Annotated in this window: 25 protein-coding genes and 2 pseudogenes; 15 read left to right on the top strand and 12 right to left on the bottom strand. The window is 38.3% G+C overall.

Features of this window, described 5'->3' with window-relative positions; genetic code table 11:
* The coding region (locus FJR38_RS17150) for an EH signature domain-containing protein (protein WP_217360031.1) at nucleotides 1-1393 on the top strand (1393 nt) is incomplete at its 5' end.
* Nucleotides 1394-1422: 29 nt separating this feature from the next.
* On the top strand, nucleotides 1423-1770 hold the full coding sequence (locus tag FJR38_RS17145; RefSeq protein ID WP_168538377.1) for a hypothetical protein: 348 nt from the start codon (nucleotides 1423-1425) through the stop codon (nucleotides 1768-1770).
* Between the two features lie 186 nt (nucleotides 1771-1956).
* Here the strand turns inward: FJR38_RS17145 and FJR38_RS17140 are convergent, their stop codons facing one another.
* Both FJR38_RS17140 and FJR38_RS17135 read right to left on the bottom strand, forming a co-directional pair.
* Nucleotides 1957-3357 carry a TldD/PmbA family protein gene (locus tag FJR38_RS17140; RefSeq protein ID WP_168538660.1) on the bottom strand — a complete coding sequence of 467 codons (1401 nt, stop codon included), beginning with the start codon at nucleotides 3355-3357 and terminating at the stop codon, nucleotides 1957-1959.
* An 86-nt stretch (nucleotides 3358-3443) separates the two neighbouring features.
* On the bottom strand, nucleotides 3444-3860 hold the full coding sequence (locus FJR38_RS17135; RefSeq protein WP_168538375.1) for a deoxyribodipyrimidine photo-lyase: 417 nt from the start codon (nucleotides 3858-3860) through the stop codon (nucleotides 3444-3446).
* 535 nt (nucleotides 3861-4395) lie between these two features.
* Between FJR38_RS17135 and FJR38_RS17130 the strand changes: the two genes are divergently transcribed.
* From FJR38_RS17130 to FJR38_RS17115, 4 genes are all read left to right on the top strand, one after another.
* The gene (locus tag FJR38_RS17130; protein ID WP_168538373.1) at nucleotides 4396-4656 is read left to right on the top strand and encodes a hypothetical protein; all 261 of its coding nucleotides are present in this window, start codon (nucleotides 4396-4398) and stop codon (nucleotides 4654-4656) included.
* A gap of 130 nt (nucleotides 4657-4786) precedes the next feature.
* Nucleotides 4787-5044, top strand: coding sequence for a hypothetical protein (locus FJR38_RS17125; RefSeq protein ID WP_168538371.1), 258 nt, complete (start codon nucleotides 4787-4789; stop codon nucleotides 5042-5044).
* A gap of 178 nt (nucleotides 5045-5222) precedes the next feature.
* Nucleotides 5223-5531, top strand: a complete 309-nt coding sequence (locus FJR38_RS17120; RefSeq protein WP_168491307.1) for a DUF3181 family protein — start codon at nucleotides 5223-5225, stop codon at nucleotides 5529-5531.
* 57 nt (nucleotides 5532-5588) lie between these two features.
* Nucleotides 5589-5807 carry an acetyltransferase gene (locus FJR38_RS17115; RefSeq protein ID WP_168538369.1) on the top strand — a complete coding sequence of 73 codons (219 nt, stop codon included), beginning with the start codon at nucleotides 5589-5591 and terminating at the stop codon, nucleotides 5805-5807.
* Nucleotides 5808-5866: 59 nt separating this feature from the next.
* Here FJR38_RS17115 and FJR38_RS17110 read toward each other — a convergent pair whose 3' ends face one another.
* The 3 genes from FJR38_RS17110 to FJR38_RS17100 form a co-directional block, all read right to left on the bottom strand.
* Nucleotides 5867-6328, bottom strand: a complete 462-nt coding sequence (locus FJR38_RS17110) for an ABA4-like family protein (RefSeq protein ID WP_168538367.1) — start codon at nucleotides 6326-6328, stop codon at nucleotides 5867-5869.
* A gap of 1 nt (nucleotide 6329) precedes the next feature.
* A complete protein-coding gene (gene cobW / locus FJR38_RS17105) occupies nucleotides 6330-7379 on the bottom strand; it encodes a cobalamin biosynthesis protein CobW (protein WP_168538365.1) in 1050 nt (349 codons plus the stop codon).
* 142 nt (nucleotides 7380-7521) lie between these two features.
* Nucleotides 7522-7728: a DUF559 domain-containing protein gene (locus FJR38_RS17100; protein WP_168538658.1), complete on the bottom strand. Its 207-nt coding sequence runs from the start codon at nucleotides 7726-7728 to the stop codon at nucleotides 7522-7524.
* 834 nt (nucleotides 7729-8562) lie between these two features.
* Here FJR38_RS17100 and FJR38_RS17095 point away from each other — a divergent pair.
* The 4 genes from FJR38_RS17095 to FJR38_RS29090 all read left to right on the top strand — a co-directional run bounded on the left by FJR38_RS17095 (nucleotide 8563) and on the right by FJR38_RS29090 (nucleotide 10375).
* Nucleotides 8563-9288, top strand: coding sequence for a PEP-CTERM sorting domain-containing protein (locus tag FJR38_RS17095; RefSeq protein WP_168491296.1), 726 nt, complete (start codon nucleotides 8563-8565; stop codon nucleotides 9286-9288).
* 345 nt (nucleotides 9289-9633) lie between these two features.
* Nucleotides 9634-9900: a XisI protein gene (locus tag FJR38_RS17090; protein ID WP_168491650.1), complete on the top strand. Its 267-nt coding sequence runs from the start codon at nucleotides 9634-9636 to the stop codon at nucleotides 9898-9900.
* A 102-nt stretch (nucleotides 9901-10002) separates the two neighbouring features.
* Entirely contained in the window at nucleotides 10003-10254 is a 252-nt protein-coding gene (locus tag FJR38_RS17085) for a UPF0175 family protein (RefSeq protein WP_168538363.1), read from the top strand.
* Nucleotides 10247-10375 (top strand): hypothetical protein, encoded by a 129-nt coding sequence (locus tag FJR38_RS29090; protein WP_256366786.1) that lies wholly within the window; start codon nucleotides 10247-10249, stop codon nucleotides 10373-10375. Before FJR38_RS17085 ends, FJR38_RS29090 begins: the two co-directional genes overlap by 8 nt.
* Nucleotides 10376-10402: 27 nt before the next feature.
* Here FJR38_RS29090 and FJR38_RS17080 read toward each other — a convergent pair whose 3' ends face one another.
* The 4 genes from FJR38_RS17080 to FJR38_RS17065 form a co-directional block, all read right to left on the bottom strand.
* On the bottom strand, nucleotides 10403-10582 hold the full coding sequence (locus FJR38_RS17080) for a hypothetical protein (RefSeq protein WP_168538361.1): 180 nt from the start codon (nucleotides 10580-10582) through the stop codon (nucleotides 10403-10405).
* A gap of 111 nt (nucleotides 10583-10693) precedes the next feature.
* Complete coding sequence (locus tag FJR38_RS17075; RefSeq protein ID WP_168538359.1) at nucleotides 10694-11095, bottom strand: fasciclin domain-containing protein; 402 nt, start codon at nucleotides 11093-11095, stop codon at nucleotides 10694-10696.
* 163 nt (nucleotides 11096-11258) lie between these two features.
* Nucleotides 11259-11567 (bottom strand): hypothetical protein, encoded by a 309-nt coding sequence (locus FJR38_RS17070; protein ID WP_168491288.1) that lies wholly within the window; start codon nucleotides 11565-11567, stop codon nucleotides 11259-11261.
* Between the two features lie 312 nt (nucleotides 11568-11879).
* Nucleotides 11880-12596: a heme oxygenase (biliverdin-producing) gene (locus FJR38_RS17065; RefSeq protein ID WP_168538357.1), complete on the bottom strand. Its 717-nt coding sequence runs from the start codon at nucleotides 12594-12596 to the stop codon at nucleotides 11880-11882.
* 210 nt (nucleotides 12597-12806) lie between these two features.
* Here FJR38_RS17065 and glmM point away from each other — a divergent pair, with 210 nt between their 5' ends.
* The 4 genes and pseudogenes from glmM to hpsP all read left to right on the top strand — a co-directional run bounded on the left by glmM (nucleotide 12807) and on the right by hpsP (nucleotide 18142).
* Nucleotides 12807-14255: a phosphoglucosamine mutase gene (gene glmM / locus FJR38_RS17060; RefSeq protein ID WP_168538355.1), complete on the top strand. Its 1449-nt coding sequence runs from the start codon at nucleotides 12807-12809 to the stop codon at nucleotides 14253-14255.
* A gap of 33 nt (nucleotides 14256-14288) precedes the next feature.
* Nucleotides 14289-15942 (top strand): annotated as a pseudogene (gene hpsL, locus FJR38_RS17055) (hormogonium polysaccharide biosynthesis protein HpsL).
* 34 nt (nucleotides 15943-15976) lie between these two features.
* Nucleotides 15977-16957, top strand: a complete 981-nt coding sequence (gene hpsN / locus FJR38_RS17050; RefSeq protein ID WP_168538353.1) for a hormogonium polysaccharide biosynthesis glycosyltransferase HpsN — start codon at nucleotides 15977-15979, stop codon at nucleotides 16955-16957.
* A gap of 12 nt (nucleotides 16958-16969) precedes the next feature.
* Entirely contained in the window at nucleotides 16970-18142 is a 1173-nt protein-coding gene (gene hpsP / locus FJR38_RS17045; RefSeq protein ID WP_168538351.1) for a hormogonium polysaccharide biosynthesis glycosyltransferase HpsP, read from the top strand.
* Here hpsP and FJR38_RS17040 read toward each other — a convergent pair.
* Nucleotides 18135-19286 carry an acyltransferase gene (locus tag FJR38_RS17040; protein ID WP_168538349.1) on the bottom strand — a complete coding sequence of 384 codons (1152 nt, stop codon included), beginning with the start codon at nucleotides 19284-19286 and terminating at the stop codon, nucleotides 18135-18137. The genes hpsP and FJR38_RS17040 overlap by 8 nt on opposite strands.
* A 248-nt stretch (nucleotides 19287-19534) precedes the next feature.
* Here FJR38_RS17040 and FJR38_RS17035 point away from each other — a divergent pair, with 248 nt between their 5' ends.
* Nucleotides 19535-20173: a peroxiredoxin gene (locus FJR38_RS17035; protein WP_168538347.1), complete on the top strand. Its 639-nt coding sequence runs from the start codon at nucleotides 19535-19537 to the stop codon at nucleotides 20171-20173.
* Nucleotides 20174-20416: 243 nt separating this feature from the next.
* Here the strand turns inward: FJR38_RS17035 and FJR38_RS17030 are convergent, their stop codons facing one another.
* Nucleotides 20417-25237: a PAS domain S-box protein gene (locus FJR38_RS17030; protein WP_168538346.1), complete on the bottom strand. Its 4821-nt coding sequence runs from the start codon at nucleotides 25235-25237 to the stop codon at nucleotides 20417-20419.
* A gap of 675 nt (nucleotides 25238-25912) precedes the next feature.
* Nucleotides 25913-26124, bottom strand: a pseudogene (locus FJR38_RS27800) (IS1634 family transposase); the annotation flags it as partial.

Genomic DNA, 26124 nt, shown 5'->3' with positions numbered 1-26124 from the left:
GAGAAAAATTTATAATAATAAAGCTACTGAAATTACTTATGTAGAATGGATATGGTGTATTGATAATGATCAACCTTGGGAAAAATTACAGAATTCAGAAAAACAAGAATTATCTTTAAAAATTTGGAATATTTCTTTAGAAATAGAATGGTTATATTTTACATTAATTCGTCGTTTAGCTTGGTTTTATAGTGATCAAAAAAATGTCATAGCATCTTATTTAAAAACCAGTTTTCCTCTTTGGAGTAACTCAATTTATTTACAAGATAATTTAGCAGTTAAAATTTTGGTTGCTTTAGGAACAGATTACCCTAAACAAGAACTGGTAAAAATTACCTGTAATCATAATTTAACTCGGAACGAATTATTAAATAAAATAAATAATGTTTTGCCAAATCTTCCAATTTTAAAAGATTATCTCCTGGAAATTGCTCCTTATTTTCCTAAAATACATCCAGTTACTTTAGATAAAGTTAACTGGTTATTACGTTGTTTTGATGAAATGGAGGAAATAATACAAATTACAGCAGTTGAATATATATTAAATCATGTTTCTACTAGCGTAGCTGGTACTTTTCCTGAGTTGGTTAATTGGTTAAAAAAGAATTATAATAATTCTCAAAAACAACTAAAATTATCAGATAAAGCTAGACAAAAATTGAGAGATTGGATTGGATCAATTAATTATCATGATTTTAGTCAATTGGTAGATTTAATTATTAATAAAATATCACTTAGTAGTACGGAAGAGAAACAGTTAAAAAATCGTCAAAGTTTTTGGGCTAACTATAGTCACAGTTTTGTAAGACTTAAAATTTTACTTCCTAGTCAGTCTTATAAAATCATTAATAGTGATCTCAGAGAAGATCAAGATATTCAAAAGTTAGAAGATGATGGAAGCGATGCTACGGAAGTATGTATATTTGATTTAGGAAATAAAGGTTTTATTGTTGAATTTTTTAGAGGTAGAGGCAGTGAAACTAGATTATTTCCTAAAAAAGATGATATTGAAAGAATTTTATTTGCTTCAAAATCATTATCAGTTAAGAAAATTAGAGCATTAGGTGGAGAAGCGCATGATCATGCTTATTGTTGGCAATGGGCTTGTGAAAAATGGTTGAGAGAAAAATATAGTATTTTACCCAATATAAGAACTAAACACTTTATTATTGTTTCTATAGATTATATTAAACAATCAACAGCAAAATCAGATAAACCCATTCTCAGAAAACATCAAACCAAATGTTATAAAGAAAATAGACTTGAATATACTTTTCAATATGGTTTAGCTGAACCATCTTCTGATAAATTGGCAAAGAGAGAAAGAGATAAAATAAAATGGCTCAATGAAATTAGCAGATTAGAATCAGAAGCGAAGAGATCGCAATTTTGATAAAATTAAATGATATATAATTAATAATTATGACAAATATTTTTGAAAAATCATCAATAGAAACGTTACTTAATGAAATTGTCGCTTTAAATCATAGCTGGAAAGCCGCTGTAGAATTATTTGGAGATGATACTCCTTTAGCCCAAAGCGCCAGAGATTTAAAAGGATGTTTACAGGTAAGATTATTACATACTTATCCAGAAAAAGTTTATTTGATCATAGATCAAGAAACCTCTGAACAAGCAGGAGAAGAGTTGTATAGCTTGCGTCTACGTACACCTATCAATAATCGTTATGATGCTGAACATTTACCTGTAAGAGTTGCCAAAAAATTACTTACTGAAAAGGAAATTAAAGCGTTAAGTAAACAATATTGAGTTAATTAGCATATCCTACGAGAAATTAAAAAAGACAGGTATTAAACCTACCCTGTTTATAACTCGTAATATACCCGACTTCTCTAATCAATCGGGTATACTGATGATAATTTTTTCGCGTTTTATAGATTAAGGCTGTTGACTTGCACGAAAAAATCTGTTATACTCAATCTTGATAAGGAAGAACTATTCTCCACTTTCCCCCCCCACTACAACATCTCGAATTCGCAAACTCGGACCACCACAACCGACAGGTAAACCATTTTGTCCACCTTTCCCACAACCCCCTGATTCATCCCAGTAAAAATCATCACCAATGGCTTCTATATCTGCGAGGGTTTGGAAAACGTTACCGGAAAGAGTGACATCTTTCACAGGTTCAGCAATTTTGCCATTTCTAATCATCCAAGCTTCCCCAGCACTGAAAGTGAACATTTCCCCATTCGTCATTCCCCCTAACCAATTTTGAGCAAAAACACCTTCTTTAATCCCTGTAAATAAGTCTGCGACTGGAGTTGTACCTCGTTCAATCCAGGTGTTCGTCATTCTGACAATGGGGGAAAAGTGATAATTGAGACAACGAGCATTACCTGTGGGTGTTTCTTCTAATTTACCAGCAGTTTCACGGGAATGCAGTCTACCAACTAATACACCATCTTCAATTAATTGCGTAGTGGTTGCAGGTGTACCTTCATCGTCGTAAAAATAGCTACCGCGATGTCCTTGGGGTGCAGCACCATCAAATATTTGCAGTTCTTGGGGTCCAAAACGTCTTCCTAAAGTCATAACTTCCAGGATATCCGGGTTTTCATAGGCCATATCTGCTTCGGAAAGATGTCCAAAAGCTTCATGAACAAATAAACCGCTGAGAATGGGATCAATGACGACGGTGTACGTATTTCCTTTAACTGATGGTAAAGATAAAGACGTAACAGCTCTTTCTGCTGCACCTTTAACTTGTTTGTCTAAATTAGTTAAGTCTTCGTAGGCTTTGCGAGAACCTGTGGTTTCTCTACCAGTTTGGACGGTTTCTCCATTCCTGGCTGTAGCAGCAAAGCGCATTTCCATATCTACCCAAGATTGATCTATGAAAGTCCCTTCAGATGTGACGATAATTACGCGCTGGGTGCTGTCACTATAACGCACAGAGGTAGTAGTAATTCGGTGATCAACTGTTTTGAGTAAGTCTGTATAGCGATCGCATAATTCCTTTTTCTGCTTTAATGAAACCTGACGGGGATCAGTACCCAATAGCGGTAATTTACATACAGCTTGTACGGGATCAATCGCTGCGAGTATAGTTTCTTCATCACCCACTATCCGGGCTGCGGCGATCGCTTCTTCTATGCGTTCTTCAATGGTTGCTAATTTATTAAAACTACTTAATCCCCAGCCACCTTTGTAACAAGTGCGAACATGGCCACCAATGGAAATTCCCTCGCTAAGAGTTTCCACTTTATCACCACGCAAAACAATATCTGTTCCCTCTGCTTCTTCCAAGCGAATCATCAAATAATCCACACGGGAAGAGTAACGAGAAATTAAATCTGAGAGGAGATTTTGAACATCAGTAAGTTTAGTTGTCATTTCCGCAATCACTAATAAACAATATTTATTCGCCGTTATAGATGTAGAAACGTTCCAAGGAACATCTCTAGACAATATTTATTTTTTTATTCAAAAACATATTTTTTTGCTACTTTCCAATAACGGGAAAACCGCTGTAAATCAATATATCCATCATATTCAAAAAATGGTTCTACTGACAAAATGTCTAGCTTTATAGACTTATGAATTTGATTACAAATATCATTAAATCTCGGACTGGGGCTATCTGTAGTCACCACTAAATTAGCATTATGTTCTTTCGTAAAATTTAAAATTTCTGCTGCTATATTTCCCCGCCGAATTTCCACAGGTAATTCTAGCAAACATTCATAAATAAAAGTTAGGCGTTTGATACCAATTTGCCATTCAGAAATTAAAACATCATCCCAAACCCAAAGGGCGGGGGCTTGGGGATATTCTTGAAGTGCAGGGTTATGGGGACTTAGACAGTCTCCATTTATCCAAATAACTGGGTTATTCATTATCTTTGCTTATCTATGTGAATAGAAAAATAAATATATAACTATCCTAAATTATAACGGTGATAGTTGATCATTTTCCAGAAACATCAAATCTTTTAAATGCTGATTTTATAAGCATTTTGAGCCTTAACTCCACACATTCTGGTTGTTGTTGCCAATTAATTTTTAATCATTTATGAAAAATCGTAACTATAGATACATACAATTTTAGCAACCGTAGATAACATGATAAAAATATTCCCCTAGCAAAAAAACATCAAGAACCAAAATCATTGTTCTTGTTCATCTTAATAAACAGCAACCCACAGGAGTTTATCTTCCTAAATAATTTATCTGACAAAAATAATCTTTACAGCCTTAACCATCAGGCCAAAACAACTTTATCACAATTCAGGATGACATAACCAAAACTAGTCATACCAATTTGGGATTTTAGATCGGGAACAAAAACAATTTTACAGCAATTTCCCACACTACTAAATATCCGCAGTTAGCGTCATTGTGATATTTCAGCTAAAAAATTAAGGAGTTGATCATGCTTCGACAAATGTGCTGGTTATCTAAGTCTGGCGGCGATGATGAAAAGATTTTACACCTGCAAACTGCATCTGGACAACCTTGGCGGCCTTACACAGCTTTCCCCCAACTTTCAGTTCCAGATTATCGCATTCCTGGCGGTTCTAAGGGTTGGGCAACTTATCAAAAACTCTTGAAAGCAGGTTGGACTTTAGTACCTAGCGCCAGAGGTAGCGAGTTTGGTGCTAGTAGCTATGCAGAGTCAACTGTGCAGCGTTAATAGCCTATAGTACCATCTGGGGAACGCCATCAAGATGATCTCATCCCCAGATCGGTGTATTTGAGCAAGTAAACCCCAAACACCTTAAAATAGATAGGTGTATTTACTTCTGTCTCGAACATTTATATTTATGCCTCCTCGTTGGCCTCGCAAACCAGATCGCAAAGATCCAGATTTCCGTAAACTAGATGATCGCATGAATTTCGCTGTTCATGTCGGTATTTGTGCAACTGTCAATTCCGGGTTGTGGTTTTTCCACATTTTGAAAAATACCACCTGGGAATGGCTACCCGGAGTAACAATTGGTTGGGTGGGAGTATTATTACTGCATCTAATTTACATTGGTGCGATCGCTAATTACAACCAAACGCCACCAAAATCTACCTAAAGAAGGAAGAATCAAGCTAGGGTATTGTAACCTATAGTGGTAGATCAAGCCTAGCTAATTGCGCGATAATATAAAGAAAGGGAACGGGGAATCAGAATTTTATCTCTTCCCCAATTACCAACCCTTCGGCTACGCTCAGGGCAAGTCACAAATTACCAATTACCAAGAGATTATACCTATGGCTAATACTAGTACCACAGAATTATTAGAAGCCCTAGCAGCAGAAATCGGTGAAAGTGTTTATATAGATATTGCGAAATGGCATCTTTATCTATCTGATGCTAAATTGCATACTACTGTTGCTGAAAAATTGTATCCCTTAATTACTGCTAAGGGTATTAGTGAAGACAAAGTTATTGCAGCTTTAGAATCTATTCCTGTAAAAATTGGCGGTGGAAGAAAGGAAATATATTTAATTGATTTATTACCCTTGCAATGCCAAGTTACTTTAGTAGATATTGTGGAAAAATATCAACGAGAAATTTAATATTTTTTCTCTTCCCATTAGTAAATTTGCACATTTAAATAATGGAGGGTTATCAATATGTTTTTACAAATCAAAAATAGCCAGGATTTGGTGAAAATAGTAAATATTCAAGAACTACTTGACCCCAATAGTGAGATTGTCCACGGACAAGATCAAGAAGGACAAGAAGAACAGGAAACGGACATTTATCAAAAAGAAGAACTAGTGTTTCCTTCTGGGGAAAAACTACCGCGCTGTTGGTTAGATGCCCACTATAGAGAATCTGTAGCAGCTTAATATTAATTACCGCATAATTCAGGAGGGTTTAGCAATGCTAAACCCCTACATGAATTTAACTAAACTCCAACTTTTTCTTCTACTGTCACACCTTCAGAACTTTTAGAAAAAGCTTTAGTAATCCAAGATGTGAAAATATGAGAAAGTACACCCATTGGACCTGCAAACAGACACAAAGCTAAAGAGTGAATTGTCCAAATCTTGGTTTTTTGTCCTTCCCAATAAATCCATCTACCGACAAATAAATCCATTACCAAAAAATGAATCCAACCTGTAGCAGCAGCAGTTTCATTACTAAAAAACTTGGCTATATCTGCTAATTGAGGATTTGATAAAGCAGCGGCATTTTCTGGGGTAATGCTAATGACAAATAAATACACATAAGCAGCAGCTAAAACCACAAAAGGTAGATAAGATTCCATTACCTTGCGGGTGACATTCCAGTTAGGTAATAAAATCATTAAAGCCCAAAAAGGCAAAACAAAAAGATTGGCTACATTAAATAAATCTGTGATATTCATATTACAAAGATACTAATTGAGATTCTATTTCTGAAGATTGTAAATTACGACCGATAAAAACTAAACTGGTTTGTTTTGTTTCTTCTACTTTCCAAGGACGATCATAAAATTTATCAAATCTATTTCCTACACCTTGCATAACTAACCGCATGAGTTTATTCTCAACAGCCACAAAACCTTTAATTCGGTAAATTTCTTGTTCTTGTGCCAATTTTTCTAATCTTGCTTGTAGCTTTTCTGGGTCAAATGTCCGGTCTAAAATTACATGAGTTGAATTTATTTCATCATCATGATCATGGTCTTCTTCTGTGTCATGATGACTAGGACGATCATCTAAATTATCTTCAACTGCGGCTGCAAATCCTAATAAAATAGATGGATCTAATTTACCATAATCGCTTTCGACAATTTTCACAACTCTAGGTAATTCATGCTTGACTATTTCTAGGACTTTGGCTTGAGTTTCACTATCAACTAAATCAGTTTTATTCAAAATCACTAAATCAGCACAAGCAAGTTGATCTTCAAACAATTCTTGTAATGGTGTTTCATGTTCTAGACTATCATCTTCTTGACGTTGGGCTGCTATGGCTTCTAAATCACTAGCAAATGTTCCCGCAGCAACCGCAGCACAATCTACAACGGTAATCACTGCATCTACTGTAGCAGCATTGCGGATTTCTTGCCAACGAAAGGCTTTAACTAAAGGTTTTGGTAAGGCTAAACCAGAGGTTTCAATGATAATATAATCAATACTATCTCGGCGTTTAATTAATTCCCGCATTGTCGGATAAAATTCTTCTTGAACCGTGCAGCATAAACAGCCATTTGTCAGTTCAAATATATTAGTCTCTTGATTTGCTTCTGTTTCATCTTCGGGGCAAATTTGACAAGATTTCAATAATTCTCCATCTATCCCCAGTTCGCCAAATTCGTTGACTAATACTGCTATGCGTCGTCCTTGGTTGTTTTGGAGGAGGTGACGGATAATGCTGGTTTTACCGCTTCCTAAGAAGCCTGTGATGACGGTAACGGGGATTTTTGTGGCCATGTTTTGTGTGTTGTTTTGAATTCAATTTTACACTATTTCCGTTGTGATGGAAGAATATGGAGTAAATGAACCACGAAGGGACGAAGTACACGTTCGCGAAGCGTCCCGAAGGGATAGGAAGAAAGAAGAAAGGAAGGAAGTTTTAAGAATATCCAATTTCTATCATCTTGAAAAATTCCTGTATGACTTGATCAGGATTGTTATAACATCTTTCAGAATCAAATCTTTCTACAACTTTGATACCGTTTTTTTTGAAAATGCGTTCTCTTTCTTGTTCTTCAACTCTGCGTTCTGCGGTGTGAAATGGTCCATCAACTTCTAAAACTCCCCATTTACCGTTATAACAAATGAGAAAATTAGCTTCTTTATTTTCTCTACCTTTGGGTGTGTTGAATCGTGCTAAGTAGGTAGGTGGGAAAACTTATAACTATGTCATTGCGAGTGGAACGGAGTGGAACGCAGCAATCCCAAGAGTTTTGGGTAATTTACAGTTCGTTACATAGTTGGGTTGATTAGCATCTACCTACTTAAATTCCCAATTGGGTAAGAGGAAACAGGGGGAAGAGACAATATTATGGTTTATTTCCTATACATAGTAAGTTTCCTGAGATTTTTCATATTAGGTACTGAAGAACCTTTGGCGTTAAGTTAACTAGTTTTTTAAATATTTTCTATGACACAATAATTTACAGCACTTCCCGGTGTTATGAGGTACAAGAACCCTTGCTAAGAAATTACCAAAACGATTGGAAATTTGTTTACCTGTTCAATGGTAAATAACTATAACTGTATGTTGGTGACACTCAAATATCTTGGCAATTACTGCTACTTTTCAACCTTTTGCATTTCATCGCCACATCTGCGCTCGGTAAAGGGTTCGTTTACGAACACATCCAGCATGGTGCAGTTCATTATAAGGTCAATTCTTCTTCTGGGTTGAGAATTATACATAGAGGGGCTGGTATAGCACGTTAATTGAATAGCCGTTCTATTTTATATTTAATTACGACCATCTATTTAGTGTGATGCTATGAATAAGAACATTAAATCATACTTTAATAGTATTTCATAAAAGTGGGTAGTTTTTTAAAGATTGTGTAAAGTCAAACATATTCTATTTCGGATATTTCAGTAATAGTGTAATTTATAAGGACATTCAACACCGAACAATTAACTAACTACTATGTTTCTAAAATTTTCAGTCGCTGCTTTAACCCTTATCACCTTCGCCTCGATTGCTGATGTTAAATCAGCACAAGCATCTGGCCTCATTAATGGTGGATTTGAGACTCCTGGTACTCCTTATCAACAACCTGGAACCTTTTCTTTTAGAAATGAAAGTGATGTTCTTGGATGGGAGACAACTGACTCTCAAAATAAAATTGAGATTTGGGGAACAGGTTTTAACGGAGTGTCTGCTGCTGAAGGAACTCAATTTGCTGAGTTAAATGCTAATAGTGCTTCTACCCTGTCTCAGGTTGTCAGTGGTATTGCTTCTGGGTTGGAGGTTGGATTTGAATTTTTCCATCGAGCCAGAGTCGGTACTGACGTTATGAACCTAACTATTACTGACTTGGGACTAGACAACATATTTGGTAGTTCAGATGATACTAGCTTGTTCACCAAAAACTACTCTGCTACCACAGCAGCATGGGTACAAAATACCAATGCAGGTGAAGCTCCCATTATAACCCTGGGTAATAATCTACGTTTTGCTTATTCAGCAATTTCCACTGGTTCTGGTAATGCATCAGTTGGTAATTTTCTTGATGGAGTTAGTTTCGGAGTAGGAGTAGGAGCAGTTAATAGTCCTCAAAGTGTTCCTGAACCTGCTTCCATGTTGGGCTTGTTAGCTTTTGGTGCTTTGGGTGCAACTTCCCTGAAGCATAAACAAAAAGAAAAGGTGTAAGCATCCAATTCTCATGCTCAGGCTTTTAACATTTTATTAATAACAAAATATTTCAACCATTTTGTTATTAATAAATCGCCAAAAGCTTTTTTAAATAAAGAGTTGAAATTTCGCCTTTCCGAAAGTGACGAAAGAGGGATAGCAAATCTCCTACTCGCAAGGGTTTTAGCTCTTTACTTTTATTATATAGCAATCCTATTGGAATTACAATACTATTGCCAATTTTCCTAAATAGGTCTGAAACCCAATCAAATCGTGACGATATCAATAGGGTTTCAGGGTTTTGGCAATAGTATTGAATTATGAACGGATTTTTTTTAACTAACCGCAGAATATCGCGCTTCTATACCTGATGGTTATAACTCCCAAGTTTTATTTGATGATGAACATGGACGTTATCTAGTGTTAGATATTGGTTGGAATGATGATCAATATCTACATACCACACCTATTCATGTAGATTTAATTGATAATAAAATTTGGATTCAATATGATGATACAGAAGAAGGTATTGCTAATGATTTTATAGCAGCAGGTGTTCCTACACAGGATATTGTACTTGGTTTTCGTCATCCTAAAATCAGACAATATACAAACTTTGCTGTTAGTTAGTACATCATTTTCGCCTGATTTACTTTTTAATTTTTTTCTTGTGATTTATTTTCTGGAGAAAAATTTGATACTATCTATAAATAGACTGTAACTCATATTTTTATGACTCAAGTAAACCTAGACTTACCCCCAGAAGTATTTTCTGCTCGTCGTCTTTCTCCAGATGATTTTGTGCGCGATATGCGCCTAGCAGCAGCTATATATTGGTATCAAAAAAATGAAATCTCTCAAGAAAAAGCCGCACAGATAGCTGGATTAAACCGCCGTGATTTTATTGCAGCCCTTACCCGTGAAGAAATAGATGTGTTTTCTGTAGACTTTGATGATTTACAACAAGAGTTAAATCGTGGTTGAACAATTACTGAGTGAAGCTATCAAACCAGCAATTAATACCTCACCCTTGATTTTTTTGACATCTGAAATGTATCTATCTCAGAAAGTTATCAATCAAGCACTGGCATTGGTGGGAGAATAAATAACAATATTATCTGTATCTCTGATTTCAAGAAAGTTGGCGAACTTCTCGCACAATTTCACAAATTTCTTCTGTTGTTAAAGGATGAGTATCACTTAATTCTTCTCTTCTTTTTCTTAATTCCTGCCAATCAAATTTAGGAGCTTTTTCTTGTCTGACAGTATCTGTAACAGTATGGGTGGAAATAGTAAATTCTACTTTAGTCATAAAATGATCATTCTTCGTAATTTTTCATTCTCAAAAAGCTTAATACTATTATAGGACAGCGACTGTAGTTAATCGCTGCCCCATAAATGTGTTCTCTATCTAAAGGCTTGCTTACGCAGGAATCAAGACTGTATCAATAACATGAATAACGCCGTTATCAGCCGCAACATCTGGTGTTGCAACCTTAGCATTATTGATCTTGACACCATTGGAAGCGTCAATTTTTACATCTGAACCTTGTACAGTAGTAGCTGATTTGAGCTTAACTACATCTGCTGCTAGAACCTTACCTGAAACAACATGATAAGTCAGGATTTTCTTGAGCTTGGGAATATCATTCAGTAAAGCATCTAGCGTACCTGCTGGAAGTTTAGCAAATGCCTCATCAGTAGGCGCAAAAACTGTAAATGGTCCAGGACCTTTGAGAGTATCAACTAACCCAGCAGCCTGAACCGCAGTAACTAAGGTGTTAAAAGAGCCAGCGTTTGCAGCGGTATCAACAATGTCAGCCATGTTTTCTCACTAATTTCTTTACATTTCCTGACAAATCTAAACTTTTTTAGGCTGGATTGTATCTATCCTTAGATATGTGCCTAAACTCAATTTGTTGATAACAATGTTGAGTTGATAAAATGTAACTTTTTATTCACCAAATAGTTGAGCTAAAAGCTATGGTTTATTCCCTAATAAAATCTATATGAGCAGCTACAAGCATCTGTGCTTGTCTTAAAACGTTGCTAAATAAATAAGTAGGAATTTGCCAAGCTGCTACTGTTCTTTCTTTAGTAATATCCTGTACGCTAATTGCTATTAATTCATACTCTGATGGCTCTTCTTCAACTGTACTAGACCAAGTAAAAGCTAATAAAAAATCGTCATGTCCAGGCAAAGATGCAACCAAGCACTCTTCTGGAACTGCTTGGCAATTAATCCCGTGTTCATTTGCAAGTGTTACTAATTTCTGGAACTTCTTGGAACTCATCATTTCTCTTGTGCGTTGTATCAACAGCAGCTATAGCAATCCAAATTCAGATATGAGAAAATACGGAAATTAAAAGTATATATTTATAACTATTTCACGCGTCTTCTCTCTCCAGAAGGATTTAAAATTGCTATATTATCAAATTTCCTCGCGGGGTGTGCAAGAATTTCGGCTGCTGAATGAAAAAATTTAGGGGTAATCTCCCTCCGGTTGCTTTCATGCACAGAAAACAATCACAGGGAAATTACCCCTATATAATTCGACAGTCGTTAATTATAGCTGTGACAATGAAAGGTTTTTCACACTGTCACCTAATTACTCAGCAGTCACCAATTCAGTGCTACCTTTAGCACGCTTCCGGGTTAAGGTGTTGAAAACCATAATCCCGATCGCTTTAATCAAATTACCTTCTAATTCCTGGAACATCTTCATATTCACACCAAAAGCAGCATTTGCTTCTTCGACAATGCGATCGCCTGTAGCATCATCAATAGCCATTTCATCCAAATTCTGCCGATACTGAGCTTTAAACGCCTTCTCATCGGTAATATCTGCAAACTCATAAAAAGCAGTCCCTTCACCTTCACCCAACTTCATCGCTGTGACTGCAATACCTTTGAGAATTTGCCCACCCGATAAATCACCTAGATAACGGGTATAAGAATGAGCAATTAATAATTCTGGTTCAGTAGCGGAAATCTCCCGAATCCGGTTTACATAAGCCGCACCCGCAGAAGATAATTTGATTTCCTCGCGCCAGTTGTAACCATAGTAGTAAGTTAAGTCTTGCTCTAAGGTATGCTTGCGGTTAAGTTGCGGAAAATAAATTTTACTGAGAATTGGGTGATGCTTATGTTTTTCCATCTCCTCTTCCATAGCCGAGTAGATGAAATAAAAATTAGCAACCAATTTGCGGTAGGAGTGTTTCTCTACAACTCCTTTTAAAAAACACTTGACAAAACCTACGTTTTCTGCCATAGTGTGTGCTTTCTTCGTACCTACACGTAATTTGCTTGCTAAATTGCTGCTCATATTAAAATTCTCAACTGTAAAAAAATTAACTGTTGGAGTTTTTTGTTCACAATGATTAAAAAACCCCATTAAAACGTTACATTAGAACTATTTGATGAGAATTTATATTAAAAATCATTAAGTAAAGAGTGGATTTGGTGTTTCACCACCGTCGAGAATGATTGAAGAAAGTGCTATTCTCCTGTGTGATTGTGTGGAGTGTTTAAAATTATGGTTTCATCAATGGCTCGGACTCAAGGCTATACTTCGGGATTGGTAACAGAAGTTGATAATAATTGGATGTTAAATTCCATACCATTACCAACCAATCCTTTATTCGGTACAGATGGTATTCGTGGTCAAGTGGGAGAATTGCTAAATGCACCTTTAGCCTTACAGGTGGGTTTTTGGGCGGGGATTGTCTTACGTAGTCATGTTACTCATCCAGGACCAATTATCCTGGGACAAGACTCCCGCAACTCCAGCGATATGTTAGCCATGGCCTTGAGTGCTGGATTAACCGCCGCCGGTTTAGAAGTGTGGTATTTAGGATTATGTCCGACACCTTGCGTAGCCTATCTGGCCAGCATTACTAATGCTATTGGCGGAATGATGATTTCCGCCAGCCACAATCCCCCAGAAGACAATGGTATTAAAATATTTGATGCTGATGGTGGGAAGTTGTCTCAAGCCCTACAAAGCGAAATTGAGGCGGGACTCAGAGGTAAATTATCTCCAGATTTTACTATAAAGAATTGCGGTAGACATTATTTACGCCCAGAATTAATCAAAAAATATAGCCAAGCCATTCAAACACCTTTAGAATCTGGAATCAATCTCCAGGGGATGAAGATTGTTTTAGATTTAGCTTGGGGTGCAGCCGTGGGTTTAGCACCAGCGGTATTTACAGAAATGGGTGCGGAAGTTATTTGTTTACATAATGAAGCAGATGGCGATCGCATTAACGTTAATTGCGGTTCTACACATCTCGATATTCTCCAAGCCGCTGTTAAAGCCCATCAAGCCGATATGGGTTTTGCTTTTGATGGCGATGCAGATCGGGTTTTAGCTGTGGATAATACGGGTAGACCAGTTAATGGTGATTACATTCTTTACCTTTGGGGTCGTCATTTACAACAACGGCAACAACTACCAGATAACCTGATAGTTTCCACAGTCATGGCTAACTTAGGCTTTGAACGAGCTTGGCAACAACTAGGCGGTAAATTAATTCGTACTGCTGTTGGTGATCAATATGTCCACGCCGAAATGCGGAAAACTGGGGGAATGTTAGGGGGAGAACAATCAGGACACATCCTTTGTAGTCATTATGCCATGACTGGAGATGGCTTGTTAACGGCCTTGCATATTGCCGCTGTGGTGAAAGAAGCAAATCTCTCACTGGGAGAAATGGTAGATCAAAGTTTTCAAACCTACCCCCAAATATTACGGAATGTGCGAGTATTAGATCGTGAGCGGCGCTTAGGATGGGAAAATTGTCAACCAGTCCAAAAGGCGATCGCTAAAGCCGAAGCTGCAATGGGTGATAATGGTAGAATTCTCGTCCGTGCCTCTGGTACAGAACCCGTAATTAGAGTCATGGTAGAAGCAGCTAACCCTGAACTTGTCAATCATTGGACAAATGAATTAGTCTCACAAGTTCAAGAACACCTAGCATAAAAACGCAGGAGGTAGGAGTCAGGAGACTGTAACATGGCAAAACTGAAAAAATCCCCCAAATCGAAAAAACAGTCGCAAGTAGAGACTCCTACTCTTAGCCTTAAAGAACAATTAGCCCAAAAACGTCAAGCCGCAAAAGCCCGCAAAGAATTTATCAGCATCTTGAGTACGACTGTAGGATGCGCTTTGTTTTTAGGAATGATAATTTTTTTCGTAAGCGGAGTTAAATTAGCCATTCCCGCTGCTTTAGGAATCATCGTTCTCACTCTTTCCTACAAATACCCCCGTCCTGCTCTATATGCCTTTATCATTTACCTACCCTTTGCCGGCACAATAATCTATATATTGGGGGAATAGTCCCATAATGCAATTAGCCAAGGATGCTTTTTATGTTCCTGCTCTAATTTCTATATGGCAAACTTATAAAAAGCAGAATAAACCCTTTGTAATTCCTAAAGCCATTAAAACCCCCCTGCTAATTCTCTGGATTTGCTGTTTATTAACATTAGTTTTTATCAATGGTGGACAGCAATTCGCTCCACCCGATATTACACCACTGTTGGGTGCAAAACCACCGACGGAAATGCCCATAGGACTGGGAATTTTAGGGTTAAAAGTATTTATGGGTTACATACCCCTAATTACTTGTGCATATTATTTAATTCGCAATAAACGGGATTTTCTGCTGTTAACCCGGCTTCAGATTGTCCTGATTCTCGTCTGCTGTGTATTGGGATTTATTCAATATATATTATTAATAACTGGCGTATGTAAAGGAACAACAGAATTAGAGGGAGCAGCCTTATTTAAAGCCACCCTAGAAGCTCGATGTTATTTTGGCGGGGCGCTAGTATATAGTCCTCAACAAGGAGTAATTCGTCTTCCAGGCACTTTTGTCGCCCCTTGGCAATGGGCATGGTTTTTAATTTCTAGCACTTTTTTCACCTTTGCAACTGGTTTTAGTGATCCCTCTGTTCTCTGGAGATTGATCAGTTTAGGTTCTTTAGCATTAGTTTTTGTCAATGCAGTTATTTCTGGACAGAGAATTGCCTTAGCCCTAGTCCCAGTTTGCTTCATATTGCTACTATTATTAACCGGTCAAATTGGTAATCTTAAACGGTTTATTCCCTTGGGTGGTGGACTGGCTTTAATTTTAGGCATAGCCATGGCCACTAATCCCGTCGTTGTTCAAGAAAGGTTGGATAGTTTTACCACTCGCTGGGAAGCTTCACCACCGCAAGCATTTATTGTGGCTCAATTTGAAGAGAATTGGAAAAATGTAGATACCCCTATCGGTTCTGGTTTAGGTAGAGCTACTAATTCCGCTCGTGTCTTAGGTGAGACTAAACTCGTAGAAACTTATTACCCCAAAGTCTTGTATGAAGTTGGCATTGTTGGTGTATTGGTATTTCTAGCTTTAGTTACTGCCTTAACAGTCAGTGCCTTTAAGACATATAGAGGACTTAAAAACCGTGTATTCCGCATTTATGGGGCTTCTATGGCAACTTTTGTCCTATTTATCAGCTACAATACTTACTATTATCCTTTAGATGTTGATCCCGTGGCTGTTTATTATTGGTTTTTTGCAGGACTAATATTTAAATTACCAGAACTTGACCGACAAGAAACAGAAGATATTAACTCTCAAGCACCTGAAGAAAAAAAGCGAATGAAAATAAGAAAGTAGTTAAGTTATTATCAAAGAAATAAATACTAAAAATATGCTTAATTATCCTTTGGTTTCAGTCATCATCCCCACCTACAAAAGAGAACAACTCCTTTGTGATAGTATTATAGATGTCTTAAAACAAGATTATCCCAACTTTGAAATTTTGGTGGTAGATCAAACTAAAACCCACGAACCAGAAACGCAAACTTTTCTAAAAGAAATGGCTGCCACAGGTAAAATTAAGTTATTTAATTTAGATTGGGCAAGTTTACCAGGAGCGCGAAATTATGCGATCAAAAGATCAGCAGGTGAGATCATATTGTTTATTGATGATGATGTGCAGTTACGTCCAGAATTTTTAACCAGTCATGTCAATAATTATCTGGAAAATCCAGAAATTGGGGCTGTAGCTGGACGGGTTTTAGATAGAGAAAAACTAGCTACATCTGGGGGGAAACTAGAAATTGAATATTTACCACCAGCAGCAATTGATCCTGCACTTTTTTTATATCATCTTGATTTAGTTCATACTATTAAACCTCAGCAAGTTTTAACTGCTAGAGGCTGTAATATGTCTTTTCGACAAGAAGTATTTACTAAATACAATTTGAGGTTTGATGAAAGATTTCGCGGGAATGCAATTCGAGAAGAATCAGATTTTTGTTTGCAATTTAGAAAGACAGGATATAAAATTTGGTATGATCCAGAGGCTTATTTGGTGCATTTAGGTGAAGAAAGTGGCGGTTGTCATAATATTAGTACCCAATCTCTTGAATATCAGTTAAATTTCTACCATAATCATTTTTTATTGTGTTTGAAAAACCTGACTTTTTCTCAAATTTTACGGTTTTGTTTTCGGATATTTGATTGTCATGTTCTCGGAAATCCACCTTGTAATAAAAGCGGTTCTCCTATTAAAGTTTTATCTCGCAGTTTTTTCTACTTTTTAGGTTTTTTGAAAGCTTTAGCGACTATCATTCAATCAATCTGGAATAATGGACAAATTTATAGCAAGTTAGATCAATATTCTTGAAACTGACGAAAAATGAAAATCTTACATATTGTTCCTTCTATTTCTCTGATTTATGGTGGTCCTAGTCAAATGGTATTAGGATTAGCCCCAGCATTGGTAAAAGCAGGTGTAGAAGTTACTATTCTGACGACAGATAGTAATGGTGATTCTGGACAAAAACCTTTAGATGTTCCTTTAAATCAACCAATCAAACAAGATGGTTATGAACTAATTTATTTTCGGTGTTCCCCATTTCGCAGATATAAGTTTTCTTTAGATTTATTGAAATGGTTGAAAAGTCACGCTCACGAGTTTGATATTGCCCATATTCATGCTTTATTTTCTCCTGTTAGTAGTGCGGCTGCGATAGTCTGTCGTCAACATAAACTACCGTATATTTTACGCCCTTTAGGAACTCTAGATCCGGCTGATTTACAAAAGAAAAAACAATTAAAACAGCTTTATGTTCAACTGATAGAACGTGGTAATTTAGCTGGTGCAGCCGCAATTCATTTTACTAGTGTTCAAGAGTCCAAAATCTCTGCTCGATTTGGTGTCAAAACTAAAGATTTAGTGATTCCTTTGGGTGTGATTCCTCCCCAATCAAATGGGAGTAGCTTAGTCAATCAATGGAATATTCCCAATGATAAACCTTTGATTTTATTTATGTCGCGTATTGATCCTAAAAAAGGGTTAGAATTATTAATTCCGGCATTAGAGAAATTATTAATAGCAGGTTTTGATTTTCATTTTGTTTTAGCAGGGACAAATCCCCAAGATCCCAGTTATGAGGATAAAATTAAATCACAAATTGCTAATTCACCTTTAAAATCCCAGACAACAATTACAGGGTTTGTGACGGGAGAAGCAAAAAGAAGTTTATTGCAAGCTGCGGATTTATTTGTGTTACCTTCTTATTACGAAAATTTTGGGATTGCTGTCGCTGAAGCAATGGTAGCAGGAACACCAGTGGTTATTTCTGACCAAGTACATATATATCAGCAAGTTGTAGATAGTGAATCTGGTTGGGTGGGAACTACTGATGTAAATTCAATTGTAGATTTATTAAAAACAGCTTTGGCAAATCCTGAAGAACTTCAACAGCGGGGATTAAATGCCCAAAGATACGCTCTAGAAAATTTTAGCTGGGATGCGATCGCCCTGCAAATGATTCAAGCATATCAACAAATTATCACGTCTAATTAGCTGGCTTGTCCTCTAATGTTTTTTTGTAGTATATTTTTATCAATTTCATCGCTGGCATTTCCACAGTAAATGTTAATATACTGGCAATTACAACTGCTATTGCTGCTTTGAGGATAACAGCAATTTCTGAGGGTAAAACATCAAAGCTAGATTTTAATAACCAACCAACTTGGATATGAATTAGATATAAACTATAAGATATACTTCCTAAAAAAATAAATGGTTTGATGGCTAAAATCTTTAACTTATCAGCAATTGCTAAGTAAATAATTATCATAAAGATTGTAAATAGAATAAAAACATAAAAATGTGCATCCCCAGCATAATCAAAAGCTTTAGCTACAATACATAATCCTATGATCAAAAATCTATACCCAGAAAATCCCATGATTTTAATTTGATATAGCATAATTCCCGCGATAAAAAAAACTGCTCGACCTTGCATAAGGATAAAATTTATTTTGATGAAATCCTTGAAAAAGCCGATAATGTTGATAGCACTCAAGGAAAGAGGAGGAAAGTTAAATGTACTAATTAAACTAGGATATATAAAATTAAAACTATTTATTTGATAATGTTCCAGAGAATAATTTAATATATGATTCGCATTTCCTGCTAAATTACCTTTGGCAACATCTATTAAAATAATGACTATCCAGCAGCCACAAATAAAATCTATATACTTAACTGCTTTGAGTTTATATATTATTAACATAATGATATAAAAACATATTTCTAGAGTTAAAGTCCAATAAACAATATTTACCGACTTACCACCAATGAAATCTTGCAAGAGGAAAAAATTACAAAGAATATCATATATTTTTTCAGTTCTTGGTTCAGCCATTCTCAAAATATTGGTGATTAAAACAGTCGTGATCACGGAAATAAGATATACTGGATATAACCGCGAAAATCGCCCCACAATAAAATCCAGACTTCTGTTAATACGTTTAATACTAATTAAAATTACAAATCCACTAATAATAAAGAAAATTTGCACACATTGTTCGAGATAAGTAAAATTATTATAAAAATGACTATCAGCCCATTTATAGGAACTAGCATAATGAAATAAAACAATACCCAGAGCAGCTATTCCCCGAATTGCATCAACTTCTAGCATCCTATTCATATTTTTCATATCTTATGTACTTCTCCGGTGAATTATTGAGTACAGCTGCGTAATAGCTTATCTCAGTAATTCTATCACACTCCATAGAGAGGATATTATAGGAATTCCTATCTGCTCTATAGTTACTTCTCGATAAATTCTGTGAGAATAGTTAAAATCTTGTTGCCAACAGCGACAGCCCAATGCCATAATCTTCCTTCTGTGTGATCATGTCACAGTAGAATATAGATGTCTTTTTAGAATACAGGGAATCTTGCATGACTCTTCGTCTTGGTGATACAGTACCTAACTTTACTCAAGCCTCTACCCATGGGGAAATTGACTTTTACACATGGGCTGGTGATAGCTGGGTAGTGCTATTCTCTCACCCTGCTGACTTTACACCAGTTTGCACAACCGAACTAGGAACTGTTGCAAAACTAAAACCAGAATTTGACAAACGCAACGTTAAGGCGATCGCTCTGAGCGTTGATGATGTAGAATCTCACAAGGGCTGGGTGGGCGATATTGAAGAAACCCAAAGCACTACTCTCAATTACCCAATTTTGGCAGATCCAGATCGTAAAGTTTCCGAACTTTATGATATGATTCACCCCAACGCTGCGGCTACAGTGACAGTGCGTTCCGTCTTTATTATTGACAACAATAAAAAACTGCGTCTTACTTTCACCTATCCTCCCAGCACCGGACGCAACTTTGATGAAATTTTGCGAGTCATTGATTCTCTGCAATTAACTGATAATTATAGTGTTGCTACTCCAGCCGACTGGAAAGATGGTGAAGATGTTGTCATTGTTCCATCTTTGAAAGATCCTGAAGTCCTCAAAGCCAAATTCCCCAAAGGTTATCAAGAAATTAAACCTTATTTGCGGATGACACCTCAACCTAACAAGTAAATTGACCAAAAATATGGGGTATAAGCCTCATTCCTTCGACAAGCTCAAGACAAGCTTTCTAGGACGGCTCGATGGTAAACTATATCTAGTTGCCATAGGTCATTAGTATAAATGAACGTCAAGGGATGGTAAGACTAAATCGAAATAGCACAACCCAATGAAGCGTTAAACAATCCTCGTCCTAAAGTCCGAGGATTTATGTCAATTGATACTCCCCGCATCTATAAGGCGGGGATTATTGTTTTATGGTGCAACTACGACTTGGTTGCGTCCAGCAGACTTAGCACGGTAAAGAGCAGCATCAGCAGCTTGTAGAAGGGCTGTGCCTGTTGCGCCGTGTTTCGGGAAGCCTGCAATGCCGAGTGAGATAGTGAGGTTGCCCAAGTGCTGTCCATTGTATGCAAGAATCAGTGTAGCGATCGCCTCTCGAATTTCTTCTGCCTTAATAGTTGTTTCCTCTAGGGAAGACTCCGGCAGAATTAGGGTCATTTCTTCTCCTCCATAGCGACAGGCAATATCTGACCCACGCACGCTCTCTTTGAGTAGTATGCCAATGGTTTGCAGCACATAGTCCCCCACATCATGACCGTAGGTATCATTAAATCGCTTAAAGTGATCCACATCAATCATCACCACACCGATTGGGTGTTGCTTACGTTGGCCACGGGCAATTTCTTGAGTCAAAACTTCTTCTAAATATCGGCGGTTAAATAAACCAGTGAGAGGGTCACGGATGCTTTGATATTGTAAGGTTTCGCGCAGATTTAAGTTAGCGATCGCCAGAGCCACCTGTTCCGCAACAGTGCGAGCAATTTGCCGTTTAGCTTCAGGAAGGGCATTAGGGTGATTGGTACTCAGATAAAACAAACCCAAAGTCTCACCCTGGGCAATCATCGGGATGCAGAGAGTGGTGGCGATCTCCTGACCAGCCGGGATATGCTGACAGCGTAGCCCCAATTGATCGTGGTTACAAGTATGCAACCTACCCCGCCGCAAAGCCCAGCAATCCTGGGGGTGAAAGTCCGGTGCAGATTGTAGGGAATCGCCCCAAGATGAGATAACTTCCACACGGTTTCGAGACGGATTGGTAATGAACACTCCCCCGGAACAGCCAGGAAAAAGGGGTTCTACCAAACTGCTGAGGGTTGCACAGGCTTCTGTCACCGTCAGACAGGCTTGTAGAAAATCGCTGATTTCGCTCAAAATCAACATTTCTGCATGGCGTTGGTCAAGATCGGCAACCCGTTCTTGCAGTTGTTGATTCACTTGCTGAATTGCCTGTTCCGATTGTCTCATTGCCGTTATATCCCGGAAGGTAACAGCAAAACCATCTTCCAATTTGACCGCAATATTTTCAAACCAAGACTCAATACCATCATGGTTGTAGTAGAATTCTCGCTTATAAGGTTTCTCTGATTCCACCACATTGACATACTCATCAAATAGCCCTTCTTTGAGGTTTCCAGGCATTTCCACCAGTAAATGTTTACCAATCAGTTGCTCTGATGAGCGTCCCACCATTTGACAGGCAGCGGGATTACTTAACAACCATGCAAAGTCAATAATTATCCCCTGGTGATCGCGTACCGCCCGAAAGGCCATAATCCCATCCAAAGAACTATTTAAAACGCTGGTGAGTTGGATCTGGGAAGATTTGAGCGCCTCTTGAACAGTGACAAGTTCCGTAATGTCAGTAAGTAAACCAGTTATGCCCATGAAGTTGCTTTGATCATCTAACATCGGTGTAGCTGAGACAATCGCCCACAGAGGAGTTCCATCCTGGCGCTGAAACTTGAAAGGATGCTGTTCCTCAATGCCCTGCTGTCGCCGTTCTAGATAGATTTGGGCTTGGGGGCGATCAGCCAGAGCAATGAAGTCCATCAGCGTAGTACCTGCCATCTGATCCGCAGTGTAGTCCAACATATCTGCCATCCTCTGATTGACAAAGGTAGTCTTGCCCTCTGCATCTAGCATCCACACCCCTTCCATCGTGGTTTCAATGATGTTGCGATAGCGAGCTTCACTGGCGGCAAGTTGCTGTTGTCCGTATTTGCGATCGCTAATATCTTTGAGAAAACAGTAATGTCCGAGCAATTTTCCCTGTTCATCGTGGTCAGTAATCATGATCACCTGCTTGTAAAACAGAGAACCATCCTGACGTATACCTCTGGCTTCTGCCTCCACCTTGCCCGTTTCCAGCATGATTTGATAAGCCGATTCCAGAACAGGTAAATCCTCTCCATAAACTGTAACTGTCCATATCTGACCGATTAATTCATCGTGACCATAGCCACAAATCTCAGCATAGGCGCGGTTGACACTGATATATCTCCCAGTAGTATCTAAGCGAGCAATACCTTCTACAGCGTTTTCCAATATCAGGTTAATGTGGCGGAGATTATTTTCCGCTAGTTTGCGATCAGTAATGTCAATATGACAGCCAATCATCCGGAGGGGTTTGCCGTCTTCATCCCAGGAAATCACCTTACCTGAACACATTACCCAAACAGTTGAGCCATCCTTGTGAGGATATCTAACTTCGTTGTAAAAGGGAATCTGCCCATGACTTTGAATGTGTAGCTCCAAATAAGCTAATGCCTTGCTTAAATCCTCTGGAAAGATCAGTTTTTGCCAAGTGTCTGGTAAATTGGGGAGTTCGTGATCATCATAGCCAAACATTTTTTTGAAGCCAGGGCTGAAGTATGCTTGATTGTCCCGAATATTCCAATCCCAATAGCCTGCGAGGATGATTTCTAAGATTTTCTCCAGGAGTTTTAGTTCATGACTGACTTGTTCCGCCTGGCGCTCCATTGCTTCGGCACGCTGATGTTCAATTTCCAGTTGTTTGCGTTCACTAATATCTTGCACAGTATAGGAAAATTGCGATCGCCCACTGTCAGCAATGCCAATAAATTGAACTACTGTTGACAACCAGTAAGTCTGATCCTCGGTTTGATGTTCATATTCAAATTGAATCGGCTGTTGCATCTCCTGGCTTTTATGGTAGTGAAATAACCAACGTTGAATATGTTCTGGTGGAACTCCAATTTCACTAGCCCATTTGTAGTCGAGGGCTGCGGGCGAAACCCCAAAAAACTTGAGGTTGGTTGGGTTATGGTGTGTATGGAAAATGTCATTATCTGACAATTCCACCACTCCCAGAATCAAGGGGGACGACTCATAGAAAATGCGGAGAATCGTTGCTTGCTCTTGGAGAGTTTTTTCCACCTGACGTTGGGCTGTCACATCCCGCAAGATGGCGCGGGTGGCAATGGGTATCCCCGCTTCATAGCGGACATTGATACTACCTTCGAGGAGAATCTTCTGCCCTGTTTTACTGACAAAGGCAATTGCCAATCGCTCAACATGGTCAACTGCTCCCGATTGCAATTCCTGAAATATCCTTTGACAATCCGGGAGGCAGTCAGGGGCAATCAGGTTAAATACAGTCAAGGCGGCAAGTTCATCTCGTTCGTAGCCTAGAGTAGTGAGCCAGGCGTGGTTAACATAGAGAAACCGCCCATCCTGCAAAGAGACGCTCTGGATTAGGTCGCTGGCACTGTCGAAAAAATCTTCGAGTTGGGCGTTACTCTGGCGCAGCTTCAGTTCGGCTTGATCCCGTTCGGCTTCCAGGCGTTTATGTTGGCGAATATCCCTGGCAATTTTCGATGCGCCAATTACCACACCGTTTTCATCCCGAATCGGGGAAATGCTCAACGCTACATCCACTAAGCTGCCATCCTTGTGTTGCCGTTGGGTTTCATAGGTATCAACTCGCTCCCCTCGGAAGATGCGCTGCAAAATCAATGCGGCTTCAGACTGGCGCTCTGGTGGGATCAGCATCGTAATTTGCTGACCAATGGCTTCGGAGGCAGTATAGCCAAATAATCTTTCTGCTGCCTGATTCCAACTGGTGATCCTGCCATTAAGGGTTTTGCTGATAATCGCCTCCTGAGACGATTCCACGATCGCCGCCAGTTGAAACCGTTCATCTTGGCTTTGGCTCAAGGCAATTTCTGCTTGTTTGCGTTCGGTGATATCAATGGCGGAGGGAATCAGATGAGTGATCTGCCCGGTGGCATCGTGCAGGGGATTGAGGGAAAAGTCAATGATGATGCGATCGCCTCCCCGCACCTGTATGGGAATATCAAACCGCACGGATTTTCCTTGCTGGGCTTGGGCGATCGCCTCTCGAATTTGTGCCTGTGCATCCGGTGAGTAGCTCCACCAGTAGGCATCGGCAAAGGGCTTGTTAATCACATCCTCACGGGTAAGTCCAGCGACATCCAGGGGAGCTTGGTTAGCCTCGATCAAAACCCCATTTGGGTTCAATACCCCCACAAAAGCGAAGATACTGTCAAGCACTTGGCGCAAAAACTGTTCGCCCTTGCTGACTACTCCTTCAAGCTGGTGACGCTCTTTTACCTCTGCCAGAAAATCAAGATTGGTTTGTTCAAGTTGCTCTGTTCGCATTGCCATCAGAGCAACCAATTTGGCCTTTTCTGTCTGTAATTGTTCAATCAAATATGCTTGGTGAATGGCGATACCCAGATGGACGGCAATCTGCTGCAAGCCTTCCATCTCTTCTATCTGCCACTGACGAGGTGCTGTGCAGTTATGGGCAATCAGCAACCCCCAAAGCTGAGATTCGCGCAGCACTGGAACAACCAGGTTGGCTTTTACCTGAAATTTAGCCAGAAATTCAGCATGGCAGGAGGTGAGGTTGGCGGCTGCAACGTCGGCGATCGCGCGTATCTGTTTCTCTTGATAGGTTTCCAGCCAGCAGGATTCAAAGCAGGTATCATGCACCACCAGATCCACTAATGACCACTGGGGGTCGGAAATAGCTTCTACCACCACTTGACCGCTCCAATCTGGTTCAAACTGGTAGAGCAGAACGCGATCGCACTGAAGAAGCTGATGCACTTCGTCCACAGTGGTTTGTAAAATCGTTGCCAGGTTTAAGGATTGACGGATCTTGAGAGCGATGATCGCAATTAAGTAATCCCAATTAAAGTGAACTGAGAGAGTATTGTTATTTTGGTTATCAATATAGATATTCATATTGGTTTGGTACAGTTTTTTCTTGGCATCCAGGCGCTTCCAGCATCTTATCAATTTCTAATCATCACTAGGATTTAAACAAATCGGCTTGAATATTTATAAATCATTGTTTTGAAAACAAGATTGCAGCTATTATATTTGGATGGAATGCGGGGTAAAAAGACTATATAAATATTGGCTCTAAAACTAATCAAAAATTTGTTCTCATCCCTACAGCACAAATCAAAAACCGTATTGCTCAATTGTGTAAACAATACGGAATTAGGTTTGTTGAAACCGAAGAATATTATACTTCAAAAGCATCATTCGTGGATAATGATTTTTTACAAAAAAGGTAACAGGTAACAGGTAAGAAACTTTAGTTGGTGAGTTTCAACCCACATTCCGCAGATGTAACTCAGATTATTGATATTTTTGAAAAATCCCAGCCAGGAAAATTTTATTTACCTAATTTTTCTGGTTGAGTTTAACTTTATCTACCAAAAAATAGAGAATATTACCGAAATTAATTTCGCTAGGTTTTAAAATAGATTCTCTCTCTCAATTAAAATAGTCATTTCGGCTTAAATAAACATGACAATTACAGCAAAAAATATTTTCACTCTTTGCTAAAAATTTCTATTTACTAATTTTATCGATCACTATCTACATCTTTTTTGGTCTAATAAACTCTCATCAAATAATTAGATAATATTTACTACAACTCCTTCCTAAATACCTGACAATCTTTTCACGTTCCTCCGTTAAATTGCTCATTTGTTTTTGTCCATTTATGATTACCAAATGTACAGCCTGAAACATCTGAAATACCCACCTCATTGTCGGTTTATTTGTGATTTTATTGACTTGATTTCTAATCCCATCATCAAATTTAGCTAATTCTTGCC

Origin of the sequence: Anabaena sp. UHCC 0253, from assembly GCF_009712085.1 — a bacterium.
In the GTDB taxonomy this organism is placed as follows: Bacteria; Cyanobacteriota; Cyanobacteriia; order Cyanobacteriales; family Nostocaceae; genus Dolichospermum.
This window is presented reverse-complemented; position numbering and strand designations above follow the sequence as displayed.

Bases quoted from the DNA above. Each gene is read 5' to 3' on its own strand.
- FJR38_RS17145 (WP_168538377.1), top strand. From the start codon at position 1,423: ATGACAAATATTTTTGAAAAATCATCAATAGAAACGTTACTTAATGAA.
- FJR38_RS17140 (WP_168538660.1), bottom strand. From the start codon at position 3,357: ATGACAACTAAACTTACTGATGTTCAAAATCTCCTCTCAGATTTAATT.
- FJR38_RS17135 (WP_168538375.1), bottom strand. From the start codon at position 3,860: ATGAATAACCCAGTTATTTGGATAAATGGAGACTGTCTAAGTCCCCAT.
- FJR38_RS17130 (WP_168538373.1), top strand. From the start codon at position 4,396: ATGCTTCGACAAATGTGCTGGTTATCTAAGTCTGGCGGCGATGATGAA.
- FJR38_RS17125 (WP_168538371.1), top strand. From the start codon at position 4,787: ATGCCTCCTCGTTGGCCTCGCAAACCAGATCGCAAAGATCCAGATTTC.
- FJR38_RS17120 (WP_168491307.1), top strand. From the start codon at position 5,223: ATGGCTAATACTAGTACCACAGAATTATTAGAAGCCCTAGCAGCAGAA.
- FJR38_RS17115 (WP_168538369.1), top strand. From the start codon at position 5,589: ATGTTTTTACAAATCAAAAATAGCCAGGATTTGGTGAAAATAGTAAAT.
- FJR38_RS17110 (WP_168538367.1), bottom strand. From the start codon at position 6,328: ATGAATATCACAGATTTATTTAATGTAGCCAATCTTTTTGTTTTGCCT.
- cobW (WP_168538365.1), bottom strand. From the start codon at position 7,379: ATGGCCACAAAAATCCCCGTTACCGTCATCACAGGCTTCTTAGGAAGC.
- FJR38_RS17095 (WP_168491296.1), top strand. From the start codon at position 8,563: ATGTTTCTAAAATTTTCAGTCGCTGCTTTAACCCTTATCACCTTCGCC.
- FJR38_RS17085 (WP_168538363.1), top strand. From the start codon at position 10,003: ATGACTCAAGTAAACCTAGACTTACCCCCAGAAGTATTTTCTGCTCGT.
- FJR38_RS17080 (WP_168538361.1), bottom strand. From the start codon at position 10,582: ATGACTAAAGTAGAATTTACTATTTCCACCCATACTGTTACAGATACT.
- FJR38_RS17075 (WP_168538359.1), bottom strand. From the start codon at position 11,095: ATGGCTGACATTGTTGATACCGCTGCAAACGCTGGCTCTTTTAACACC.
- FJR38_RS17070 (WP_168491288.1), bottom strand. From the start codon at position 11,567: ATGATGAGTTCCAAGAAGTTCCAGAAATTAGTAACACTTGCAAATGAA.
- FJR38_RS17065 (WP_168538357.1), bottom strand. From the start codon at position 12,596: ATGAGCAGCAATTTAGCAAGCAAATTACGTGTAGGTACGAAGAAAGCA.
- glmM (WP_168538355.1), top strand. From the start codon at position 12,807: ATGGTTTCATCAATGGCTCGGACTCAAGGCTATACTTCGGGATTGGTA.
- hpsN (WP_168538353.1), top strand. From the start codon at position 15,977: ATGCTTAATTATCCTTTGGTTTCAGTCATCATCCCCACCTACAAAAGA.
- hpsP (WP_168538351.1), top strand. From the start codon at position 16,970: ATGAAAATCTTACATATTGTTCCTTCTATTTCTCTGATTTATGGTGGT.
- FJR38_RS17040 (WP_168538349.1), bottom strand. From the start codon at position 19,286: ATGAAAAATATGAATAGGATGCTAGAAGTTGATGCAATTCGGGGAATA.
- FJR38_RS17035 (WP_168538347.1), top strand. From the start codon at position 19,535: ATGACTCTTCGTCTTGGTGATACAGTACCTAACTTTACTCAAGCCTCT.
- FJR38_RS17030 (WP_168538346.1), bottom strand. From the start codon at position 25,237: ATGAATATCTATATTGATAACCAAAATAACAATACTCTCTCAGTTCAC.